The sequence below is a fragment of the Gallalistipes aquisgranensis genome (assembly GCF_014982715.1).
Taxonomy (GTDB): Bacteria; Bacteroidota; Bacteroidia; order Bacteroidales; family Rikenellaceae; genus Gallalistipes; species Gallalistipes aquisgranensis.
On the sequence record NZ_JADCJY010000001.1, the window covers coordinates 1,058,660 to 1,078,250 of the forward strand.

General features: G+C 53.2%; 16 protein-coding genes. 5 read left to right on the forward strand and 11 right to left on the reverse strand.

All coding sequences use genetic code 11. The features are described 5' to 3' along the window. Positions 1-2: 2 nt before the first annotated feature. The gene (locus INF32_RS04045; protein WP_226387127.1) at positions 3-305 is read right to left on the reverse strand and encodes a putative signal transducing protein; all 303 of its coding nucleotides are present in this window, start codon (positions 303-305) and stop codon (positions 3-5) included. 125 nt (positions 306-430) lie between these two features. Here INF32_RS04045 and dnaE point away from each other — a divergent pair, with 125 nt between their 5' ends. Genes dnaE through INF32_RS04060 form a run of 3 tightly spaced genes read left to right on the forward strand, consistent with a single transcriptional unit; the run spans position 431 to position 5,436 of the window. Next, entirely contained in the window at positions 431-4,063 is a 3,633-nt protein-coding gene (dnaE, locus tag INF32_RS04050) for a DNA polymerase III subunit alpha (RefSeq protein WP_226387128.1), read from the forward strand. Between the two features lie 35 nt (positions 4,064-4,098). Beyond that, entirely contained in the window at positions 4,099-4,413 is a 315-nt protein-coding gene (trxA, locus tag INF32_RS04055; protein WP_226387129.1) for a thioredoxin, read from the forward strand. Between the two features lie 18 nt (positions 4,414-4,431). After that, positions 4,432-5,436 (forward strand): aldose 1-epimerase, encoded by a 1,005-nt coding sequence (locus tag INF32_RS04060; protein ID WP_226387130.1) that lies wholly within the window; start codon positions 4,432-4,434, stop codon positions 5,434-5,436. A gap of 74 nt (positions 5,437-5,510) precedes the next feature. On the opposite strand, the gene htpG is transcribed toward INF32_RS04060, so the two are convergent. From htpG to INF32_RS04085, 5 genes are all read right to left on the reverse strand, one after another. Next, positions 5,511-7,580 carry a molecular chaperone HtpG gene (gene htpG, locus INF32_RS04065; protein WP_226388099.1) on the reverse strand — a complete coding sequence of 690 codons (2,070 nt, stop codon included), beginning with the start codon at positions 7,578-7,580 and terminating at the stop codon, positions 5,511-5,513. 196 nt (positions 7,581-7,776) lie between these two features. Further along, the gene (locus INF32_RS04070; protein ID WP_226387131.1) at positions 7,777-8,181 is read right to left on the reverse strand and encodes an acyl-CoA thioesterase; all 405 of its coding nucleotides are present in this window, start codon (positions 8,179-8,181) and stop codon (positions 7,777-7,779) included. A 53-nt stretch (positions 8,182-8,234) separates the two neighbouring features. Then, complete coding sequence (guaB, locus tag INF32_RS04075) at positions 8,235-9,707, reverse strand: IMP dehydrogenase (protein WP_226387132.1); 1,473 nt, start codon at positions 9,705-9,707, stop codon at positions 8,235-8,237. Between the two features lie 313 nt (positions 9,708-10,020). Further along, positions 10,021-10,776: an adenylyltransferase/cytidyltransferase family protein gene (locus tag INF32_RS04080; RefSeq protein ID WP_226387133.1), complete on the reverse strand. Its 756-nt coding sequence runs from the start codon at positions 10,774-10,776 to the stop codon at positions 10,021-10,023. After that, on the reverse strand, positions 10,773-11,420 hold the full coding sequence (locus INF32_RS04085; protein WP_226387134.1) for a redox-sensing transcriptional repressor Rex: 648 nt from the start codon (positions 11,418-11,420) through the stop codon (positions 10,773-10,775). Before INF32_RS04085 ends, INF32_RS04080 begins: the two co-directional genes overlap by 4 nt. Positions 11,421-11,513: 93 nt before the next feature. Between INF32_RS04085 and INF32_RS04090 the strand changes: the two genes are divergently transcribed. Next, entirely contained in the window at positions 11,514-12,167 is a 654-nt protein-coding gene (locus INF32_RS04090) for an HAD family hydrolase (RefSeq protein ID WP_226387135.1), read from the forward strand. Between the two features lie 175 nt (positions 12,168-12,342). Here the strand turns inward: INF32_RS04090 and INF32_RS04095 are convergent, their stop codons facing one another. The 5 genes from INF32_RS04095 to INF32_RS04115 form a co-directional block, all read right to left on the reverse strand. Then, on the reverse strand, positions 12,343-14,160 hold the full coding sequence (locus INF32_RS04095; RefSeq protein WP_226387136.1) for a LysM peptidoglycan-binding domain-containing protein: 1,818 nt from the start codon (positions 14,158-14,160) through the stop codon (positions 12,343-12,345). A 117-nt stretch (positions 14,161-14,277) separates the two neighbouring features. Further along, the gene (locus tag INF32_RS04100) at positions 14,278-15,051 is read right to left on the reverse strand and encodes a 3'-5' exonuclease (protein ID WP_226387137.1); all 774 of its coding nucleotides are present in this window, start codon (positions 15,049-15,051) and stop codon (positions 14,278-14,280) included. An 8-nt stretch (positions 15,052-15,059) separates the two neighbouring features. Further along, the gene (dnaN, locus tag INF32_RS04105; protein WP_226387138.1) at positions 15,060-16,187 is read right to left on the reverse strand and encodes a DNA polymerase III subunit beta; all 1,128 of its coding nucleotides are present in this window, start codon (positions 16,185-16,187) and stop codon (positions 15,060-15,062) included. A gap of 29 nt (positions 16,188-16,216) precedes the next feature. Continuing rightward, positions 16,217-17,179, reverse strand: a complete 963-nt coding sequence (locus INF32_RS04110) for a DUF4886 domain-containing protein (protein WP_226387139.1) — start codon at positions 17,177-17,179, stop codon at positions 16,217-16,219. 35 nt (positions 17,180-17,214) lie between these two features. Next, on the reverse strand, positions 17,215-18,096 hold the full coding sequence (locus INF32_RS04115) for a nucleoside phosphorylase (protein WP_226387140.1): 882 nt from the start codon (positions 18,094-18,096) through the stop codon (positions 17,215-17,217). A gap of 58 nt (positions 18,097-18,154) precedes the next feature. Here INF32_RS04115 and glmM point away from each other — a divergent pair, with 58 nt between their 5' ends. Then, positions 18,155-19,543 carry a phosphoglucosamine mutase gene (glmM, locus tag INF32_RS04120; RefSeq protein ID WP_226387141.1) on the forward strand — a complete coding sequence of 463 codons (1,389 nt, stop codon included), beginning with the start codon at positions 18,155-18,157 and terminating at the stop codon, positions 19,541-19,543. The last annotated feature ends 48 nt before the right edge of the window (positions 19,544-19,591 follow it).

Below are 19,591 nucleotides of genomic sequence, written 5' to 3' on the forward strand. Positions count from 1 at the left end.
CTCTACTCCTTGTTTTTACAAGATTTCGAGGCGCAGGTCTTCTTTCGGGGTTTCGTACCCGTTTCCGTCTCGAATTCGTCCACATCGAATTTGGCCGCCAGTACCTTACGGGCTCTCTCCATGTCTTTTTCGGCCACCATCAGCTGGATGGGTGATCCGCCTCCCGTGATCGACGGCAGCACGGACTGAATGGTTTCGCCGACCAGCGAACATTCGATACCGTTCGACTCCAACAGACCTTTCATGATCTCGGCCCGGCCGAGTTGATTGAAACGCATAAGCATTACCACTTTCGAAGTATCCATAACGGCTGGTTTTAAATTTCTCTATAAATATAGAAAAAAGATGTTGATAAATTGCAATACGGAGGCCGCGAATCGACCCGAATTTTTCGTTATCTTTACATCCGAAGTCAACAAATAATCGTCGTATGCCGCAATTCGTTCATCTGCATGTACATACACAATACTCCATTCTGGACGGAGCCTCCCCTATCAAAGGCATCATAAAACGGGCCAAAGAGCTCGGCATGCCGGCCCTGGCCATTACCGACCACGGAAACATGTTCGGGGTCAAGGAGTTTCACGATACGGCCGAAAAAGAGGGCATTAAACCGATTCTCGGCTGCGAAGTCTATGTCGTGAAGAACCGTTTCGAAAAGGATAAGGATGAAAAGGCTGGCGACCACCTGATCCTGCTGGCCAAGAACCTCGAGGGCTATCACAATCTGGTGAAGATCGTCTCTTACTCGTGGACGGAAGGTTTCTATTACAAGCCCCGCATCGACAAGACATTGCTCCACCAGTTCCACGAAGGGCTGATCTGCTGCTCGGCCTGCCTGGGAGGCGAACTGCCTCAAGCCATCATGCACGACCGACTGGACGAGGCCGATGCCATCGTGAAGGAGTTCAAAGGTATTTTCGGAGAGGATTATTACCTCGAAATGCAACTGCATAAATCCGGGGAGCCCCGTATCGACCAGCATGTTTACCAGAACCAGCTGAAGGTGAATAAGGTGTTGCTGGAGCTGGCTGCCCGCCACCAGGTGAAATACATCGTTTCGAACGACGTGCATTTCGTCATGGCCGATGATGCCCCGGCCCATGACCGCCTGATCTGCCTCAATACGGGGCGCGATCTGGACGATCCGAACAGGATGCGTTATACGTTCCAGGAGTATCTGAAAACACCCGAGGAGATGGCGGCCTTGTTTCCGGACACGCCAGAGGCACTGGAGACGACGCTCGAGATCGCGGACAAGGTTGAAAGCTATTCGCTGGAACATAAGCCGCTGATGCCCAATTTCCCGCCGCCCGACAATTTCGTGGTGGAACTGGAGCCCCTGAAAGAGTCGTTTGTCAAGAAGTTGGAAGACGAAGCCGTGCTGGCCCGAATCGCATCGGCCGACACCATCGACAAACTCGCTGATGTGGCCCGGGAGACTGGGCTGGAAGACAAATTGATGGTGGCCAAGCAGTTCTGTTATCTGAAATGGCTCACTTACAGGGGTGCGCACGAACGCTACGGAGAGGAATTGAGCACCGAAGTGGACGAACGGCTGAAATACGAGTTGAAAACCATCGAATGGATGGGTTTTCCGGGATACTTCCTGATCGTATGGGATTTCATCCGGGCCGCCCGCGAAATGGGGGTATCGGTCGGTCCCGGCCGTGGTTCCGCCGCGGGATCGGTCGTCGCCTACTGTCTGCGTATCACCAATATCGACCCGATGAAATACGACCTGCTGTTCGAGCGTTTCCTGAACCCGGAGCGTATATCTCTTCCCGATGTCGATGTGGACTTCGACGAGGACGGTCGTGCCGACGTGCTTCACTACGTGGTGGAAAAATACGGAAGCAAACGGGTCGCCCAGATCATCACGTTCGGAACGATGGCCCCCAAGATGGCGATCCGCGACGTGGCCCGCGTACAGCGACTGCCCCTGCAGGAGAGCGACCGGCTGGCCAAACTCGTGCCGGAAAAGCCGGGGACTAGCTTCAAGCAGGCTTTCCAGGAAGTCCCCGAACTTGCCAAAGAGAAAGAGTCGCCCAACCAGTTGATCCGAGATACGCTCAAATATGCGGAGAAACTGGAGGGCTCTGTCCGTCAGACGGGCGTACATGCGTGCGGTGTCATTATCGGGCAGGACGACCTGGAAAAGTTCGCTCCGATGGCCATCGCCAAAGATGCCGACCTGAACGTCGTGCAGTATGAAGGAAAGCAGGTCGAGAGCGTCGGATTGATCAAAATGGACTTCCTGGGCCTTAAAACCCTCTCCATCATCAAGGATGCGCTTGAAAATATCGAGATTGCCAAAGGCTTCAAACTCGACATAGACTCGATCCCGCTGGACGATGCCAAAACCTACGAACTTTACAGCCGGGGGGAAACCACGGGCTTGTTCCAGTTCGAGTCCCCCGGCATGAAAAAGCATCTGCGCAACCTGAAACCCAACCGGTTCGAAGACCTGATCGCCATGAACGCCTTGTACCGTCCGGGCCCCATGGAGTATATTCCGAACTTCATCAACCGGAAACACGGAGTCGAGAAAGTGACCTACGAAATTCCCGATATGGAGGAATATCTGCAGGATACCTACGGCATTACGGTCTATCAGGAACAGGTGATGCTTCTCTCCCAAAAACTGGCCGGTTTCACAGGAGGCCAGGCCGATACGCTGCGCAAGGCTATGGGAAAGAAGAAACGCGACGTACTGGACAAGATGAAACCCAAATTCATCGAAGGAGCCAAAGCCAAGGGACACGATCCGAAGATCTGCGAAAAGATATGGGGCGACTGGGAGGCGTTCGCATCGTACGCTTTCAACAAGTCGCACTCCACGTGCTATGCATACGTATCCTATCAGACGGCTTACCTGAAAGCCCACTACCCTTCCGAGTTCATGGCGGCCCTGCTGAGCCGGAACCTCTCGGACATCAAGAAAATCAGTTTCTTCATGGACGAGTGCAAACGGATGGGGATTTCCGTGTTGGGGCCCGACGTCAACAAGAGCCTGCAACGCTTTTCGACCGACAGCGACGGCAACGTGCGGTTCGGTCTGGCAGCAGTGAAGGGGGTCGGCGAAGGCGCCGTAATGAACATCGTGCAGGAACGCAAGGCGAACGGTCCGTTCACCTCCGTTTACGACTTCGTGGAGCGTGTGAATTTGCAGTCTGTAAATAAGAAAACGATGGAAAACCTTGCGCTGGCCGGAGCTTTCGATTCGCTGTCGGGATTCCACCGCAGCAAATTCTTCTGTACGGACGGCCGGGAGGGAGACCCCACTTTCATGGAGATGCTGATGCGCTACGGCAGCCGCGTGCAGGCAGAAAAAAGCAACTCGCAGCAGAGCCTTTTCGGCGGCGACTCCGGTTCCGTGGATATACAGAAACCCCAGCCTCCGGTATGTCCGGAATGGAACAAACTCGAGACGCTGAACAAAGAGAAGGAGATGATCGGAATCTATCTCTCCTCTCATCCGCTGGACGATTATTCCGTGCTGATCCGCAATTTCTGCAACACGCCCCTTTCGGAGCTGGAGGAGTTGTCGCACCTGAACGGGAAAGACGTGGTGGCCGCAGGCATGGTGACCGGCGTGCAACACCTGATGACCAAGAACGGCAAGCCGTTCGGCCGGTTTACGCTGGAAGACTACAACGGGTCCTACCAGTTCGTGTTATTTGACAAAGATTACGAGAATTTCCGCCGTTACCTCTACAACGACTATTACCTGCTCATCCGGGGAAAGGTGAAGCCCAAAATGTGGAACGACAAGGAATTCGAACTGAAAATCACTTCCATGATGCAACTTTCCGAAGCACAGGAGACCTTGGTACGGGAAATGACCCTCACGCTTCCCGTGCAGGAGATCACTCAGGATTTGGTGGACAGCCTGAGCGAAAAGGTCAAAACTTCGCAGGGAAACATCATGTTCCGTGTCAAGGTGGTCGACCCGGAGTCGGACGTTTCCCTGGGGCTCTATTCCAAAACCATGAAAGTGAATCTGACAGGCGATCTGATCCGGTACTGCGAGGAGAACAATTTCCGTTACACACTGATGTAAACCAACTGAATAATCATACTCAAAACATTTTAAAAATGGCACTCAGCATTACGAAAGACAATTTGAACGACATTCTTGCTTCCGACAAACCCGTGGTGATCGACTTCTGGGCCGAATGGTGCGGTCCCTGCCGCATGGTGGCCCCTTTGGTGGATGAACTGGCCGCCGAGTACGAAGGACGTGTGGTGATCGGCAAATGCGATGTGGACGAAAACGACGCCGTCGCCACTCGATATTCCATCCGCAATATCCCCACCCTGCTCTTCATCAAGGGAGGCGAAGTGGTGGACAAGCAGGTCGGCGCCTGTTCGAAAGACGTTCTGGAAGCAAAAATCAAAAATCTGCTCTAACCCCAAACATACCCTAAAATGATCCGGAAAATCGAATGGAACGGCTTTGCCGCCGTCAAAATGGAAACGGCCGTTTATGAAGCACTGTTGCTTCCCGAAATGGGAGCCAATCTGGTGCGGTTGTATAACAAGGTCAAAAACGTCGATTTCGTACGCACGCCCAAGCCGGAAGAGGTCGAACATTTCAAGGCCCATCCCCAGGTCTACGGTCTGCCCCTGCTGCTGCCGCCCAATCGGATCGAGGACGGCACCTACACTTATAACGGGCATACCTACCACTATCCCATCACAATCCCCGACCAGCACAACCACCATCACGGCTATATCAAGAGCCAGCCTTTCACAGTGACCCGGTGCGAAGAACATGACGGAAAGATCTTCGTGGAAGCGGTATTTTTCTCGAATCTTTTCAATGACGGGGTTTTCTTCTGTTTCCCGCATAATTTCGAATGCCGCATGGCTTTCCGGCTCACGGACGAAGGGCTGGAGCACACGGTCACTTTCGTCAATCTCGACGATATGGAAATGCCGTTGGGCATGGGATACCATACTCCCATCAATGTGCCGTTCATCCCGGGCGGGAACAAAGACGATTACCGGCTGAGGATGTCGGTCGGCAAAAAATGGATTCTGTCCGAACGCCTGCTGCCGACGGGAGAGCTGGTTCCCCTGGAAGAGGACGAGGATGTGTGGCGTTTGCGTACGCCCGAAGGCATGAAACCTGTGGGCAAAACCCTCGAAGTCCACATGACGGCCGAGCCGATCGAAGTCGACGGGAAACCTTACCACGGGGCCGTCATGACCGACACGAAAAGCGGTCTGCGCCTCTTCTATGAAGTGGACGACCAGATCAAGCACTGGACATTCTGGAATAACCGGGGCGGTGTGGACTGGGCCTGCCCCGAACCGATGAGTTGGGCGATCAACGCCCCTAACCTGAAACTGCCGAAAGAGGTAACGGGTTTCACGGCCGTTCCGCCGAAAGGATCATGGTCTACTACCTGCAAAATGTATGTCAAATAACAACACATACCGAGCAGAAACAGAAAAGGAGGCTACGTCGTAGCCTCCTTTTCTATCGGATATCCCCCGCGTAATTATTTGCCGATCAACTCTACGCTCCGGCGAATGAAACTGGTCAGGTTCTCTCCTTTCAGCATGCCGTTCGAAAGCAGAGCCAGGTCTATCAACTGTTTTACCAGATTGTTCCGGGAACCGATCTCTTTCAGCCTGTCGTTGCGCTCTCCGCGCAGTGCATCCACCTTCTGATCGGCCTCCTGCAACGACTTCTTCTCCTCTTCGCTCATGTCGCTCTCTTTCTTTTCCTTGACAGATTCGCTGATACGCGCCTGCTCTTTCTGAGCGGCATCAATCTTCTTTGTGATGGACTTGAGTTTGTCTCCGTACTCTTTTTCCACCTCACCTAAAATGTCGATTACCAACGGATGGTTGCCGTTGACCGCAATCGTAAAATTGTCCGGCATCTGTCCGTAGAACTGGCTCATACCGTCGCCTCCCATCGCAGCCATATCCTTCATCCGGCGCATGTACTCGTTCTGGGTGATAACCACAGGCGGTTCCCCGGCCTCCATGGCTTCGAACGTGATCGTATAATGCACCTTGTCGTCGGAAGGCAACTGAGATTCGAATACAGGACGCAGCAGCTCCTGCTGGTCCGTGCTCAAAGTCATTGTCAAATTGCTCTCTTTCTGAATCAACTTTTCAATGACATCGGCATCTACCCGCGTAAAACGGGTACCCTCGTTCTTGTGCTCGAACCAATTGATGAAATGTCCGTCCAACTGACCGTCCATGACCAAAACATCGTATCCCTTGCTCCGTGCCGCCTCCACGAAACTGTGTTTGCCTACCTTGTCATTGGTATAGAGATAGACGACCGTACCGTTTTTGTCGGTCTGGTTCTCCTTCACCAGTTCGTTGTATTCTTTCAACGTGAAATACTTTCCTTCCGTGTTTTTCAGCAGGATAAAGTCGGCGGCCTTTTCCGCGAATTTCTCGTCGGTCACCACCCCGTATTGGATAAAGATCTTCAGGTCGTCCCATTTGCTCTCGAACTCGGTCCGTTGGGTGTTGAAAATTTCCTGCAGACGATCCGCCACTTTCCGGGTGATGTAGCTCGAAATCTTTTTCACATTGCTGTCGCTCTGAAGATAGCTTCTCGATACGTTCAGCGGAATGTCTGGAGAGTCGATCACACCATGCAGCAATGTCAGAAACTCGGGGACGATTCCTTCCACGGAATCGGTCACATACACCTGATTGCTGTACAACTGTATCTTATTTTTCTGAATTTCGAAGTTGTTCCTGATTTTCGGAAAATAAAGAATACCGGTCAGGTTGAACGGATAGTCGATATTCAGATGAATGTAGAATAGAGGGTCCTCCGCCGTAGGATAGAGTTCATGGTAAAACTGCACATACTGTTCGGGAGTAATGTCACCCGGCTTGCGCACCCAGAGAGGATCGGTGTCGTTGATGATATCGTCCTTCTCCGTCTCCACATACTTGCCGTCTTTCCACTCCTTCACCTTGCCGAAAGCGATCGGGACGGGCAAGAACCGGCAATATTTGCGCAGCATGGTACGGATACGTCCGTCGTCTGCGAATTCGGCATTCTCTTCCGACAGATAGAGAACGATGTCGGTTCCCCTGCCCCGTTGCTTGTCCTCTTCCTCCAGTGTCTGAAGCGAATATTCGGGAGTACCCTCGCAACTCCAAAGGACCGTTTCGGAACCATCCTTATAGGAACGTGTACGCACTTCCACCTTGTCGGCCACCATGAACGCCGAATAGAAACCGAGGCCGAAATGTCCGATAATGCTTTGGTCCTTGTATTTGGCCATGAACTCCTCGGCACCGGAAAACGCGATCTGATTGATGTACTTCTCCACCTCTTCGGCTGTCATGCCGATACCCCGGTCGGAAATAGTCAGGGTCTTTTTCTCCTTGTCGAGCGAAACATGGATCGTGAGGTCGCCCAAATCCCCTTTGAAATCCCCCATCGAAAAGAGGGTTTTCAATTTCTGGGTCGCATCCACCGCATTGGAGACCAGTTCCCGCAGGAAAATTTCATGGTCCGAGTAAAGGAATTTTTTGATGATCGGGAAGATGTTCTCCGTTGTTACGCCGATTTTACCGTTTTGCATCTCTTTCATTTTATATCGTTTTGATTTTATTCCGACACTTCCAGTCATCAATTAATGTGCCACCGCACGAAATCTGACATTTTGACACGGACACCGACAAAATCTTCTTTTTCTCCGGTCCGACTGCCGGTGACATGACACAAAGAAAGCGGCCCACCCTTATCAGGCAAGCCGCTTTCCATTGAACATCGTCCCGTCAGATATGACTGGCGAGCAAATCGATGAACCATCTCGGTGCCCTGCAGGCATGCCGGGTCACGCTGTTCATGAACGCAAGCACTACCCGTCCCGTATTGAGCAACTCCCCGTTCTGGTTATACACCTCATGGTCGAACACCATTCTGACCGTCGGAAGCTGGGAGAGCGTGATCCGCACGGTCAGCAGGTCGTCGTAATGAGCCGGACGGAGATATTTCATGGACACTTCCATGACGGGCAGCATCACACCCTCGTCCTCCAGCTCCTTGTAAGACGTTCCGAATTCACGCAACATTTCCGTACGCGCCACTTCGTAGTAATTCACGTAGTTGGAATGGTGAACGAATCCCATCGCATCGGTCTCCTTATACCGTACCCGAATCTGAATATCACGTGTTATCATCGTCTCATTTTTTGTCGAAAAAAACGGAGCGCAAAAAGCGCTCCGAAACCGTTTTACTCTCCCCGGCTGTAATTAGGCGCCTCCCGCGTGATCGCCACGTCGTGAGGATGGCTCTCCTGCATGCCCGAATTGGTGATCCGGATGAACCGGGCCTCCTTCAGAGTCGCTATATCGGGAGCCCCGCAGTAGCCCATACCGGCCCGGAGTCCTCCGACCAACTGATAAACCACCTCTTTGAGCGTGCCTTTGTAGGGAACCCTCGCAGCAATCCCTTCCGGCACCAGTTTCTTAATGTCGGCTTCCATATCCTGGAAATAGCGGTCTTTTGATCCACACTGCATGGCTTCCAACGACCCCATGCCGCGATAGGATTTGAATTTCCGTCCGTTGTAGATGATCGTCTCGCCGGGCGACTCCTCGACACCGGCGAACAGAGAGCCGGCCATCACCGAATCGCCGCCTGCGGCGAGAGCCTTCACCACATCGCCCGAATAACGCAGTCCTCCGTCTGCAATAACCGTCGCACCGCTCCCTTTGATGGCCTTGGCCGCATCGTATATGGCCGACAGTTGGGGTACGCCGATACCAGCGATCACTCGGGTCGTACAGATCGAGCCGGGCCCTATACCGACTTTCACGCCATCCGCACCGGCATCCACGAGGAATTTGGCCCCCTCGCCCGTAGCGATATTGCCGGCCACCACGTCCAGATCCGGATAGGTAGCCTTCACCTTTTTCAGCACTTCGACAATTCCTTTGGTGTGTCCGTGGGCCGAGTCTATTACAATAGCGTCCACATGCGCCTCGTACAAGGCAGCCACGCGATCCATCGTATCCTTAGTGACACCCACTCCAGCCGCCACCCGCAGACGTCCCTTGCTGTCCTTGCAGGCATTCGGATTGGCCCGGACTTTCGTAATGTCCTTATAGGTCAGAAGCCCCACGAGCTTGCCCTTATCGTCAATCACGGGCAGTTTTTCGATCTTGTTCTGCAACAGGATGTCCGATGCCGTCTGCAGATCGGGATTGTGCGTCGTAATCAGCCCTTCGCAGGTCATCACTTCGGCGATCGGACGCGACATGTCGCGCTGAAAACGCAAGTCCCGGTTGGTCACGATACCGATCAGCGTCTTGTCCTCCGTAATAACCGGGATACCGCCGATCTTGTTCTCCTTCATCAACTGCAGGGCATCTCCCACCGTGTTTTCCTTGCCGATCGTGATCGGATCGTAGATCATTCCGTTTTCGGCTCGTTTCACCTTACGCACATGGGCTGCCTGAGCTTCAATCGACATATTCTTATGAATTACGCCGATACCGCCCTCGCGGGCCAGCGCGATCGCCATTTCCGCCTCCGTCACCGTATCCATGGCAGCCGACACGATCGGAGTGTTCAGTACGATATTGCGGGAAAAGCGGGACGAAATATCCACCGTACGCGGCAGAACTTCCGAATAGGCAGGAATCAGAAGGACATCGTCGAACGTCAGCCCTTCCGCTTGGATTTTGTCGGTAAGAAAAGACATAATGATTGTTTTAGATTGGGGCAAAGATAGTAATATTATCGCTAAATTCCGTGACGGGCGGATCTTTTTATACAGGATTTCGACGATTAACATTCGTTTTCCGACACGGCTTTCGATTCATTTGCATCAATACTTTTTCTATATACAGAATGCAGAACTGGGTTTTACCGCAGATTTTGAGCCATATACTTCTGCCACCGTAATTGGACTCACATTCGTTTATGGTACACAGTGCCCCACACATCCTCATGTACGGCCAGAACATATTAAGGTAAACCGAAGACACCGACTCACCTGTTTTTGAAAATGGATACTATTCGAAACAGATCAGCATCTCACCGCTTTCCGGCCTTTCCCGAAAGGACAGCCGACCGTCTGCGGCGACCGTCAACATTTCGTTCCGGCCGCCGACCGTCACAGGGTACTCTCCGGGAGGAGGAAGCAGTTTATCGGGATCATCCGGCACCATCTCCCCTCGCTCATCCGTCTGCACGATCAAGGTGTAGGCGTGCCCGAGCAGTCGGTTCGCCTTTTCCATTTTTCCCGCCCGTATCAAACGACGTATGACGGTCGAACTGACTTTGTCCCGGTCCACTTCCTGACGGGGAATTTCATAGATCGAAAAATCTTTCTCCCGTTGCAGGCGGCGAAGGAATTCGAAGTTTCCCTCCTGATTATGTCCGAAATGATGGTTATACCCCACGACCAATGTCCGGGCCCCGATCCGCCCCAGCAGGTAATCCGTTACAAAAATATCCGAGGGTATCCGGCTGAATTCTTTCGTGAATTCAGCCACGATCAGATTGCCGATTCCCGCCGCCTCAAGCAACAGAGCCTTTTCTTTCAGGGAACTGAGCAGCGCCACGCGCTCTCCCCGATTACCCAGCACAGCCCGCGGATGCGGGGAGAAAGTAACCACGATACTTTCCCCGTCCTGTTCCTGCGCCAAACGGACGATCCGCTCCAGCAACCGGCGGTGGCCGGTGTGCACTCCGTCATAGGAACCTACCGTCACTACGGGATTTCGCAGTGCAGGCAATTCGTCGAAGCCATACCAGATGCGTATCACTGATTGTTCTCTTCGTTTTCCTTCACGAAATAGGCGACCTTTTCCAACAAAGTGGTGATGTCGTAATTTTCCACGACGATACCCCGGGGAAAATTGAGCGGTTTGGACGTGAAATTGAGCACCCCTTTAATCCCTGCATTGATGATCGGGACCACCAGCTCCGAAGCCACGTTCGTGGGAGACGACAGCACCACCATATTGATGTCGTGCTCCTGCACCCGCTGTTCGAATTCATCCATATGATAGCAGGGGATGTCGTCCACCGTATGGCCCACCTTCTCCGGATCGACATCGAAAGCGGCCACGATTTTCAGCTTCAAATTCTTGCCGTTGAAATATTTGGTCAGTGCCTGCCCCAGGTGCCCCATGCCGATGACGGCGATGTGCTGCATGTTCCTGCTGTCCAGAATCGACGAAATGAAGTCAATCAGCACCTCCACGTCGTATCCCTTCTTCGTGTCGCTCGAGAAACCGATCAGCATCAGGTCGCGTCTCACCTGCACGGCGGTGATGCCGTGAATACCCGCCAGCACGTGCGAAAAGATATGGGTAATACCCTGTTCGTGACTGGCCCGTAGCGTCCGGCGATATTCGCTCAGGCGTTCGATCGTTTTCTCGGGAATGTTACTCGGTGTATTGGCCATGTTCCGGTTCGTTTATTTTCATGCAAAGATAACAATTTATCCCCTCAAATCCGGACAAAACCGTTACCTTTGCCGAAAATTGAAGGAGAAGCTATGAGACAAGGAGTAATTTTCGATATGGACGGCGTTCTGGTGGACAACCGGGACATACACATCGAAGCATTCGTGGTTCTCTGTAAAAAATACGGAGTCACACTTTCGAAAGAGAAGTTGTTCGGCGTTTTCGGCATGGGCAACGATGAAATCCTGCCGATCATCCTGCCGGATAAACTGATCAAGGAAAAAGGTCTTCGTCCGTTGGCAGAAGAAAAAGAGGCCATCTACCGGGAGATATTCGAAAAGACGATCGTTCCGACGCCGGGTCTCGTACCTTTCCTCCATGCACTCCGAAAAGAGGGATTCCGTACGGCGGTAGGTTCCTCCGGCATGGAAGCCAATGTCCGTTTCGTGTTGGAAAAGTGCGGAATCGCCGACTGTTTCGACGCGGTGGTCAACGGAGACATGGTCACTCGCTGCAAACCCGATCCGGAGATATTCCTCACGGCCTCCCGCCTCATGCAGGTGCCGCCGACCGAATGTGTCGTCATCGAAGATTCTTTCGCGGGCATCCAGGCGGCACGCAATGCAGGTATGGGCGTCATCGCCATGGCCACCACCTTTTCCAAAGACAAACTAAAGGCTACGGACAACGATATGATCGTTTCCGATTTCACACCGCTGACTCCTCGCATCATCCGCTCGCTCTGAAAGGGGGGCATTCCGGAGGTCCGGCACCAGAGGGATACTCCGCGACACCGCCCAGACTTTCCGGCCGGGTCATTCACCACTTCGACCGAAACATTGTTGTCCCGGGAAGCCTTCAGGCGGAATAGGCCGGCAGGGACAAGGCCGCACATTCGATTCGCGTGCCCCCCCTGTGTTTTCAACGTACTTCGATCGTATAATCGGGCAGATAACGTACCAGAGCCCATTGGTCGTTCACCTGCACACCGTCCTGAGAATTGCGCCCAAAACGATAAGGCATCTGAAGAAGCGTCTGACCACTCCGGTTGATATTTTCCGAGAAATCGCCCGGAAGCGAAGCCGCTCCGACGAACAGTTTCGCGGCATCGTACCCGCGGTAGGCGTAGAGCGAAGGCAGTGTCCCGAACTCCTTCACGTACCGTTTGTCAAAAGCATTTACCACGCTATTACTCCGGTCAGCGTGGTACGAAGAGATGAAACTGAGACCCAGTTTGAAGAAAAGATTTTTATCGACATTCTGAAACCGGCCCCAGCGCGAACTGCCCACGACCCGTATTCGGGCATTCCTGATGCTCCGTGCCACCAAGTTGTTCTGTACGGACGATATGCGTGCCAAAATCTGGTCCACGGTATATTCGTTGCCCGACAATACGACGAACACATTGTCCCGGTCATCGCGGATCAGCCCCTCCAATGCCGAAACAGGCGTATTCCTGTTATAGGCGAAAGTCCTATATCCTCCCGGCAACAGGGGGATGATCTCGTTTTCGAACTCCTTGTCGTTGTCCGCCGTCGACACCACCACAACATTCTTATCCTCCGTCAGCAAGTCTTTCAGTTTATCGTATTTGCAGGCAGGATCGGGCGACATCTGATACAGCAAGCCGCTCCTGGCCTTTTCCACCACAGCCAGCGGCGACACGACGGGAACCCCTCTTTTCCGGGCGAACGACAATACAGGAGGCAGACATTCCTCGTACACGGGGCCTATCACCAGATCGCTCTGGCGGAAATCGTCCCGCGACACGATCTCCTTCACTTCCTCCTCGGACTTTCCCGTATTGTACACCGACAGATTTACCGACTGCCCCGCAACCTTGATGTCTTCCAGCCCCAACAACACTCCCTGGTAGAAATCCACGAAATTGCGTCCCGTACTTCCCTCGTTTTTCAACGGCAGCATCAGCGCCACGTTCAATGTCGCTCCGGGCAGGAAAGAGCGGACCGGCATCTCCGAAGCATAATCCTCTTCCGAAAATTCGATCGGCGGAGCCGTCATCAGCGACGTATCCGCAACGGGCCGTGCGACAAGCCCTTCGGTTTTCCTTCCGCTTTTATTGGGAATCCGGATCAATGCCCCCGTTTTAAGACCGTCTTTCAGATCGTTGCTGCGAATGATCTCGGCCTGAGTGACGCCGAACAGCCGGCTGAGCGAGTAAACCGTTTCCCCCTTGGCCACCAGGTGATAGACATAATCGTCCGATACGCTGTTGATCGCATCCCGGTACTCTTCCCACCCGGCCTTGATTTCGGTATCCGAAGTCTCGCCCTGCTCCGCTTTACGGATATTGAGTTTCTGGCCGATCGAAAGCGCGGCAGGGTCCATTCCCGGATTGTCTTCCATCAAGACGTTCACGGAAATGCCGTACCGTTTTGAAATAGCATACGCAGTCTCCCCCTGATTCACCGTATGCGTGTCGAACAGGCGGGCCATTTTCCTCGGCTTCATCTTGGGCTTCACATCCGTTACCCGGATTTTAAGAACCTGGTCGGGTTGCAGCCCTTCCACCGCCTGCGGATTGGATTCGAGCAGCTCCTGTTCGCTCACTCCGTACAGACGCGCCAGCGAATAGACCGTTTCGCCCTTTCTTACCGTATGGACATAATAACTCCGACCTTCGATCGTGACGATACTCGACGATTTGGTCTTTATCAGCTGCGCCCTTCCCGGCACACACATCAGAAGGACCAGCGCAATCAAAAGGAATCTTTTCATGAACGATCTTTTAACTCATGGACAAAGATACAAAAAAAGGCATTTCCCCGAAGGAAAACACCTTTTTCCGTTCCTTTTTGATCCGGATTTCCGATTTCGGAGCGACCGGCCGAATGTCTACTTTCTATTCCCCAACTCCCGCAACCGGATTTCGGTAATCACTTTCTGGGTATATTTGGGGAAATCGCCGTTCATCATCCATGAATAGTAGCTCGGTTCTTCACGGAATACTTCAGCTACGCTACGGCCCTTATGCTTCCCGAAATTGAACACCTCCACTCCCTTCTCGTCATAGACGATACGGCCGGCATAATCTACGAACTGACTGCGCGAAGAGAAATCGGCCAGGAAATCTATGTCGTTTTTCAACTCTTCGTAACGGTCGAGCTGTGCCATCAGCACCTCATAAGTGGCCAACGTATCGGCCTCGGCCGAATGGGCGTTCTCCAAATCCTTGTCGCAGTAGAACTTGTAAGCGGCCACCAGCGTACGCTGTTCCATCTTGTGAAAGATGTTCTGCACATCCACCATCTTGCGTTTCTTCAGGTCGACATCCACCCCGGCGCGCAGAAACTCCTCGGCCAGCACGGGAATATCAAACTTGTTGGAGTTGAAACCTCCGAAATCGCACCCCTCGATATAGGCTGCCAACGACTTGGCGATCTCCCGGAACCGGGGACAATCTTTCACATCCTCGTCCGTAATACCGTGTACGGCCGTAGCGGCCGGAGGAATCGGCATTTCAGGATTGATCCGCCGGGTCTTCACCTCTTTCGTACCGTCGGGCATCACCTTCACCAGGGATATCTCGACGATCCGGTCACGAGAAGGATCTACCCCGGTCGTCTCCAGATCGAGAAACACGATCGGATTTTTCAGGTTCAGCTTCATCCTTCCCCCTACGCGTTAATCATCATCGGCATCAGCAGCATCAGCGTGGTACTGGTCTGCTTATCGTCGTACACAGGCTTGAACACACCGGCCCGGGTGGAATCGGCCAGCTCGACCAGAACACTGGGCGTTTCGATATTGGAAAGAATCTCCACGAGGAAGGTCGATTTGAACCCGATCGTGATCGCTTCTCCGTCGTAGTTGCACGGGAGCGACTCATTGGCCGACACCGAAAAGTCGAGGTCCTGCGCCGTCAGGTTGATCACGCTCGAGGCGATGTCCAGTTTGATCAGATTGGTCGCCTGATTCGAGCAGACAGCCACACGTTTGATCGCATTGAGCAGTTCCACCCGATCCACGATCACCTTATTGGGATTGGCCGCAGGAATCACCGCATTATAATTGGGATAGTTACCTTCGATCAGCCGGCAGATCAGCATATGGCTTTTCAGACGGAACATCACGTTCTTCGCATCGAAAGCTACCCGGATCGGTTCGTCCTCCTTCGGCAGGACGGCCCGCAGCAGATTGGCCGGCTTTTTGGGCAGGATGAACGAAGCCGTAACGCCTCCCGTCTGGCTCTCATCCGTGTATTTCACCAGTTTATGGGCATCGGTCGCCACAAAAGTGAATCCTTCTGCATCCATATTGATATAGATACCGTTCATCACCGGGCGCAGTTCGTCGTCGGCCGTGGCGAAAATGGTCTTGCCGACACCGTTCTGCAAGGTTTCCACTTCGAAAGTAAATTCCTTCTTCTCCTCGTTGAGTTCCGGAATCGCAGGATAACTCAAACCCGAAGTGCCGGGAAGCGCCAGCGAACCACTTTTCCAACTCACCTTGATCTCCCAGGTCGATTCATTGGCCTCGATCGTCAGCGGCTGTTCCGAAAACTCCTTCAGCGAATCGAGCATCAGTTTGGCCGGAGCGGCGATCAGCCCCTCTTTCTCCACACTCTCCACCTTGATCGTACCGACCAGCGTAGTTTCCAGATCGGAAGCGGTCACCTTCAATTCGCCATCCTTCAACTCCAACAGAAAGTAATCGAGAATGGGCAACGTATTTTTGTTGCTGATCACCTTTCCGGTGGTCTGCAGCAACGACAGAAGTGCGGAACTCGAAATGACAAACTTCATAGTTTCTGATGTTTTAAATCCTTATATACTTATTTTTTGTTTTTCAATGTCTTTTGCGCCGTTTTCCTCAAGTAGGAAGCGAAGTCGGCCGGGATGCCTTCAGGAACGAAAGTCAGCCGTGCGGGCGACTCTCCGAACAACACGCCGTACCAGACCAGCCCGCCCAGATAGCATCCGGCATCGGAGGCGTGATTGGCGTCCAACTTCAACTTTCCGGTTTTCTTGTCCCAGAAATACCCCTTGTGCAGGGAGTATGCCTGTGCCGGCAATTCAGGTGCTTCGGCCGCCTTCCTGTCGAATGTCGCATCCACCTTATAACCGTATTCCGGATCGGAACAAACCGTCCAGAATGCATCTCCCACGGGAATCACACCGACACCCAGTTCCTCGGCGACTTTCCGGTAAGCCGCACGGGAAAGTCGCCACATCTCTTCGTCCGAAGCACATCTCACCTGTTTTCCCGAAGCGTCAATTTCTTTCAGCCCGAACCGGGGTGCATCCGTCCGATAGGCCCAAGTCTGATGTATCAGAATACGGGCCTCGGGCTGGAATTTCCGGACATAATCGTACAGGTTCCGTGCATACGGTTCATAAGTGGCCGGACAAGACGAGAAGAAGGAATATTGTTGCATCGTCACCACATCCCACTTCTCTTCGGTCAGCAACACTTTCAACGGCTTTTTCGCCCAGTAAGCCCCTCCCTCAGGATTTTCAGGGTCCTGTTCGTGTATCTGTACGAACCTCCAATGCTTTTCCAAAGGGCAGCCGCCGGTTTCCGCCCGACCGATAACGAGGACATGTCCGCCGTTCTCTGCCAATTGAGGCAAATAGGTCGAAGCGTTTTTAGAAAAGCTGTTTCCGATCAGCAGCACCCGCAATGTATCGGCCTTTTTTCCTCCTGCGAATACAGAGGAAAATGCCATTACTCCTGCCAGCACGAGACTGGCGATCACGGTTCCCCGCATGAATCCAGCTTCAGCGATCTTCTTCATTCATTCAAAAATTTCTCAAAGATAACTCAATCTTTTCAGATTGACGACAATTTATCGAGAGACATTACGATCATTTTATTAACAAAAGGCCGGTAGTCCGTGGCGGCATTTTTGGCGATCCGCTGGGCGATGATCGTGCAGATGGTGGCAGCCTCGTGCCCCATCAGACGGGCAAGTCCCGCCAGCGCAGAGCCTTCCATTTCAAAATTGGTGATTCTGCGCCCTTTGTAATCGAACGATTCGATCTTTTCGTTCAGCCGCGGGTCGGCCGGCTGCAAACGCACCCAACGACCTTGCGGAGCATAGAATCCGGGGGCCGACACGGTGATCCCTTCGCGGGTCGAATCGGCGAAAAGTTTCGCCAGACGCTCCGAGGCATTGATGAAATAGGGCTTGGCCAGCAGCGGATTCCAATCCGTATGTTTCATGAAAGCCTGTTCGATATCCAGATCGCACACGTCATTCCGCCCCTTGTAGAAATTCAGCAATCCGTCAAACCCGACCGAAGTGCGGGAAAACAACAGCGTTCCGATCTCCAGATCGGGCTGTATGGCCCCGGAAGTTCCCAAACGCACCAGCGTCAGTTTCCTCCCGGCCTCCTTCACCGTGCGGGTCTTGAAGTCGATGTTGGCAAGAGCATCCAGTTCTGTCACGACGATGTCGATGTTGTCCGTTCCGATTCCGGTCGAAATCACCGTCAGGCGTTTCCCCCTGTAAATTCCCGTAACCGTCGTGAATTCCCGATTGGAGACTTTCATCTCCTTCGTATCGAAATAGGAAGCCACCAGGTCCACCCGGCCGGGATCGCCGACCAGAATCACAGTGTCCGCCAGTTGTTCCGGCAGCAGATGCAGATGAAACACGGAGCCGTCTCCGTTGATGATGAGTTCCGAAGGTGCGATAATTCGTTTATCCATGGCATTGGTTTGTATTATTGGTATAAAAGTAATATTTTCGTGGGAAAATTCATAGCTTATGACCTTAATTAAATCCATTTCCGGCATAAGGGGGACGATCGGAGGGACTCCCGGCGAGAACCTGACCCCGACGGACATCGTCCGTTTCACTTCGGCATACGCACGTCTGCTCCGCAAAAACAACACCGAAAAACCGTTGAAAGTGGTCGTGGGACGCGATGCGCGGCTCTCGGGCGAAATGGTGCAGAATCTGGTGGAAGGCACCCTGCTCGGTTGCGGGGTCGATGTGGCGAGCGTCGGTCTCTGCACCACTCCCGGAGTGGAAATGGCTGTAGTGGCCAAAGGCGCCGACGGGGGCATCATCATCACGGCCAGCCACAACCCCCGCCAGTGGAATGCACTCAAACTGCTCAATGCCCGGGGAGAGTTCCTCAGTGATGCAGAAGGCAAGCAGGTGCTGGCTCTGGCGGCCGACGACGACTTCGCTTTCGCCGAAATCGACCGGATCGGACACATCGTAGAACGCCAATCCTTCGACCGCCAGCATATCGAGGCCGTACTCGCTCTTCCTCTGGTCGATGTAAACGCCGTTAAAGCGAAGAGATTCAAAGTAGTGGTCGATGCAGTCAATTCCGTCGGAGGTATCGTCATCCCTGCATTGCTGCGGGCACTGGGCTGCGATGTGATCGAACTGAACTGCAATCCGAACGGAGAGTTCGCCCACAATCCCGAACCCCTGCCCGAACACCTGACCGCTATCTCCGCTCTGGTCGTGGCCGAAAAAGCCGATCTAGGCGTAGTGGTCGATCCCGATGTGGACCGGCTGGCATTGGTATGCGAAAACGGTTCGATGTTCGGTGAAGAGTACACGCTGGTCGCCGTAGCCGATTACGTGCTTTCGCACACGCCCGGCAACACGGTCTCCAACCTCAGTTCCTCGCGTGCCTTGCGAGACGTGACCGAAAAGAGAGGCGGCAAATACGCTGCCGCAGCCGTGGGAGAAGTGAATGTAGTGGCTAAAATGAAAGAGACAGGAGCCGTAATCGGCGGAGAAGGCAATGGCGGAGTGATCTATCCCGCCCTGCATTCCGGCCGTGACGCTCTGGTGGGCGTAGCGCTTTTCCTGACCCATCTGGCACGATCGGGCATGACCGTTTCGCAACTGCGGGCAACCTACCCCTCTTATTACATTTCAAAAAACAGGATTCAGCTGACTCCCGCGATCGATGTGGACAAGGTGCTTGCCCAGATCAAGGCAAAGTACGCTCACGAACAGGTCACGGACATCGACGGCGTAAAGATCGACTTTCCGACGGAATGGGTCCATTTGCGTAAATCGAACACGGAACCGATCATCCGCATATACAGCGAGAGCCGGGACAAGGCGTCGGCCGACCGGCTGGCCGAACAGATTATCGGCGAAATCAAGGCCGTCTGCGGACTTTAGAACAAAAGACTCTCCACAAGAAAACACCTCCTTTGCAGGAGGTGTTTT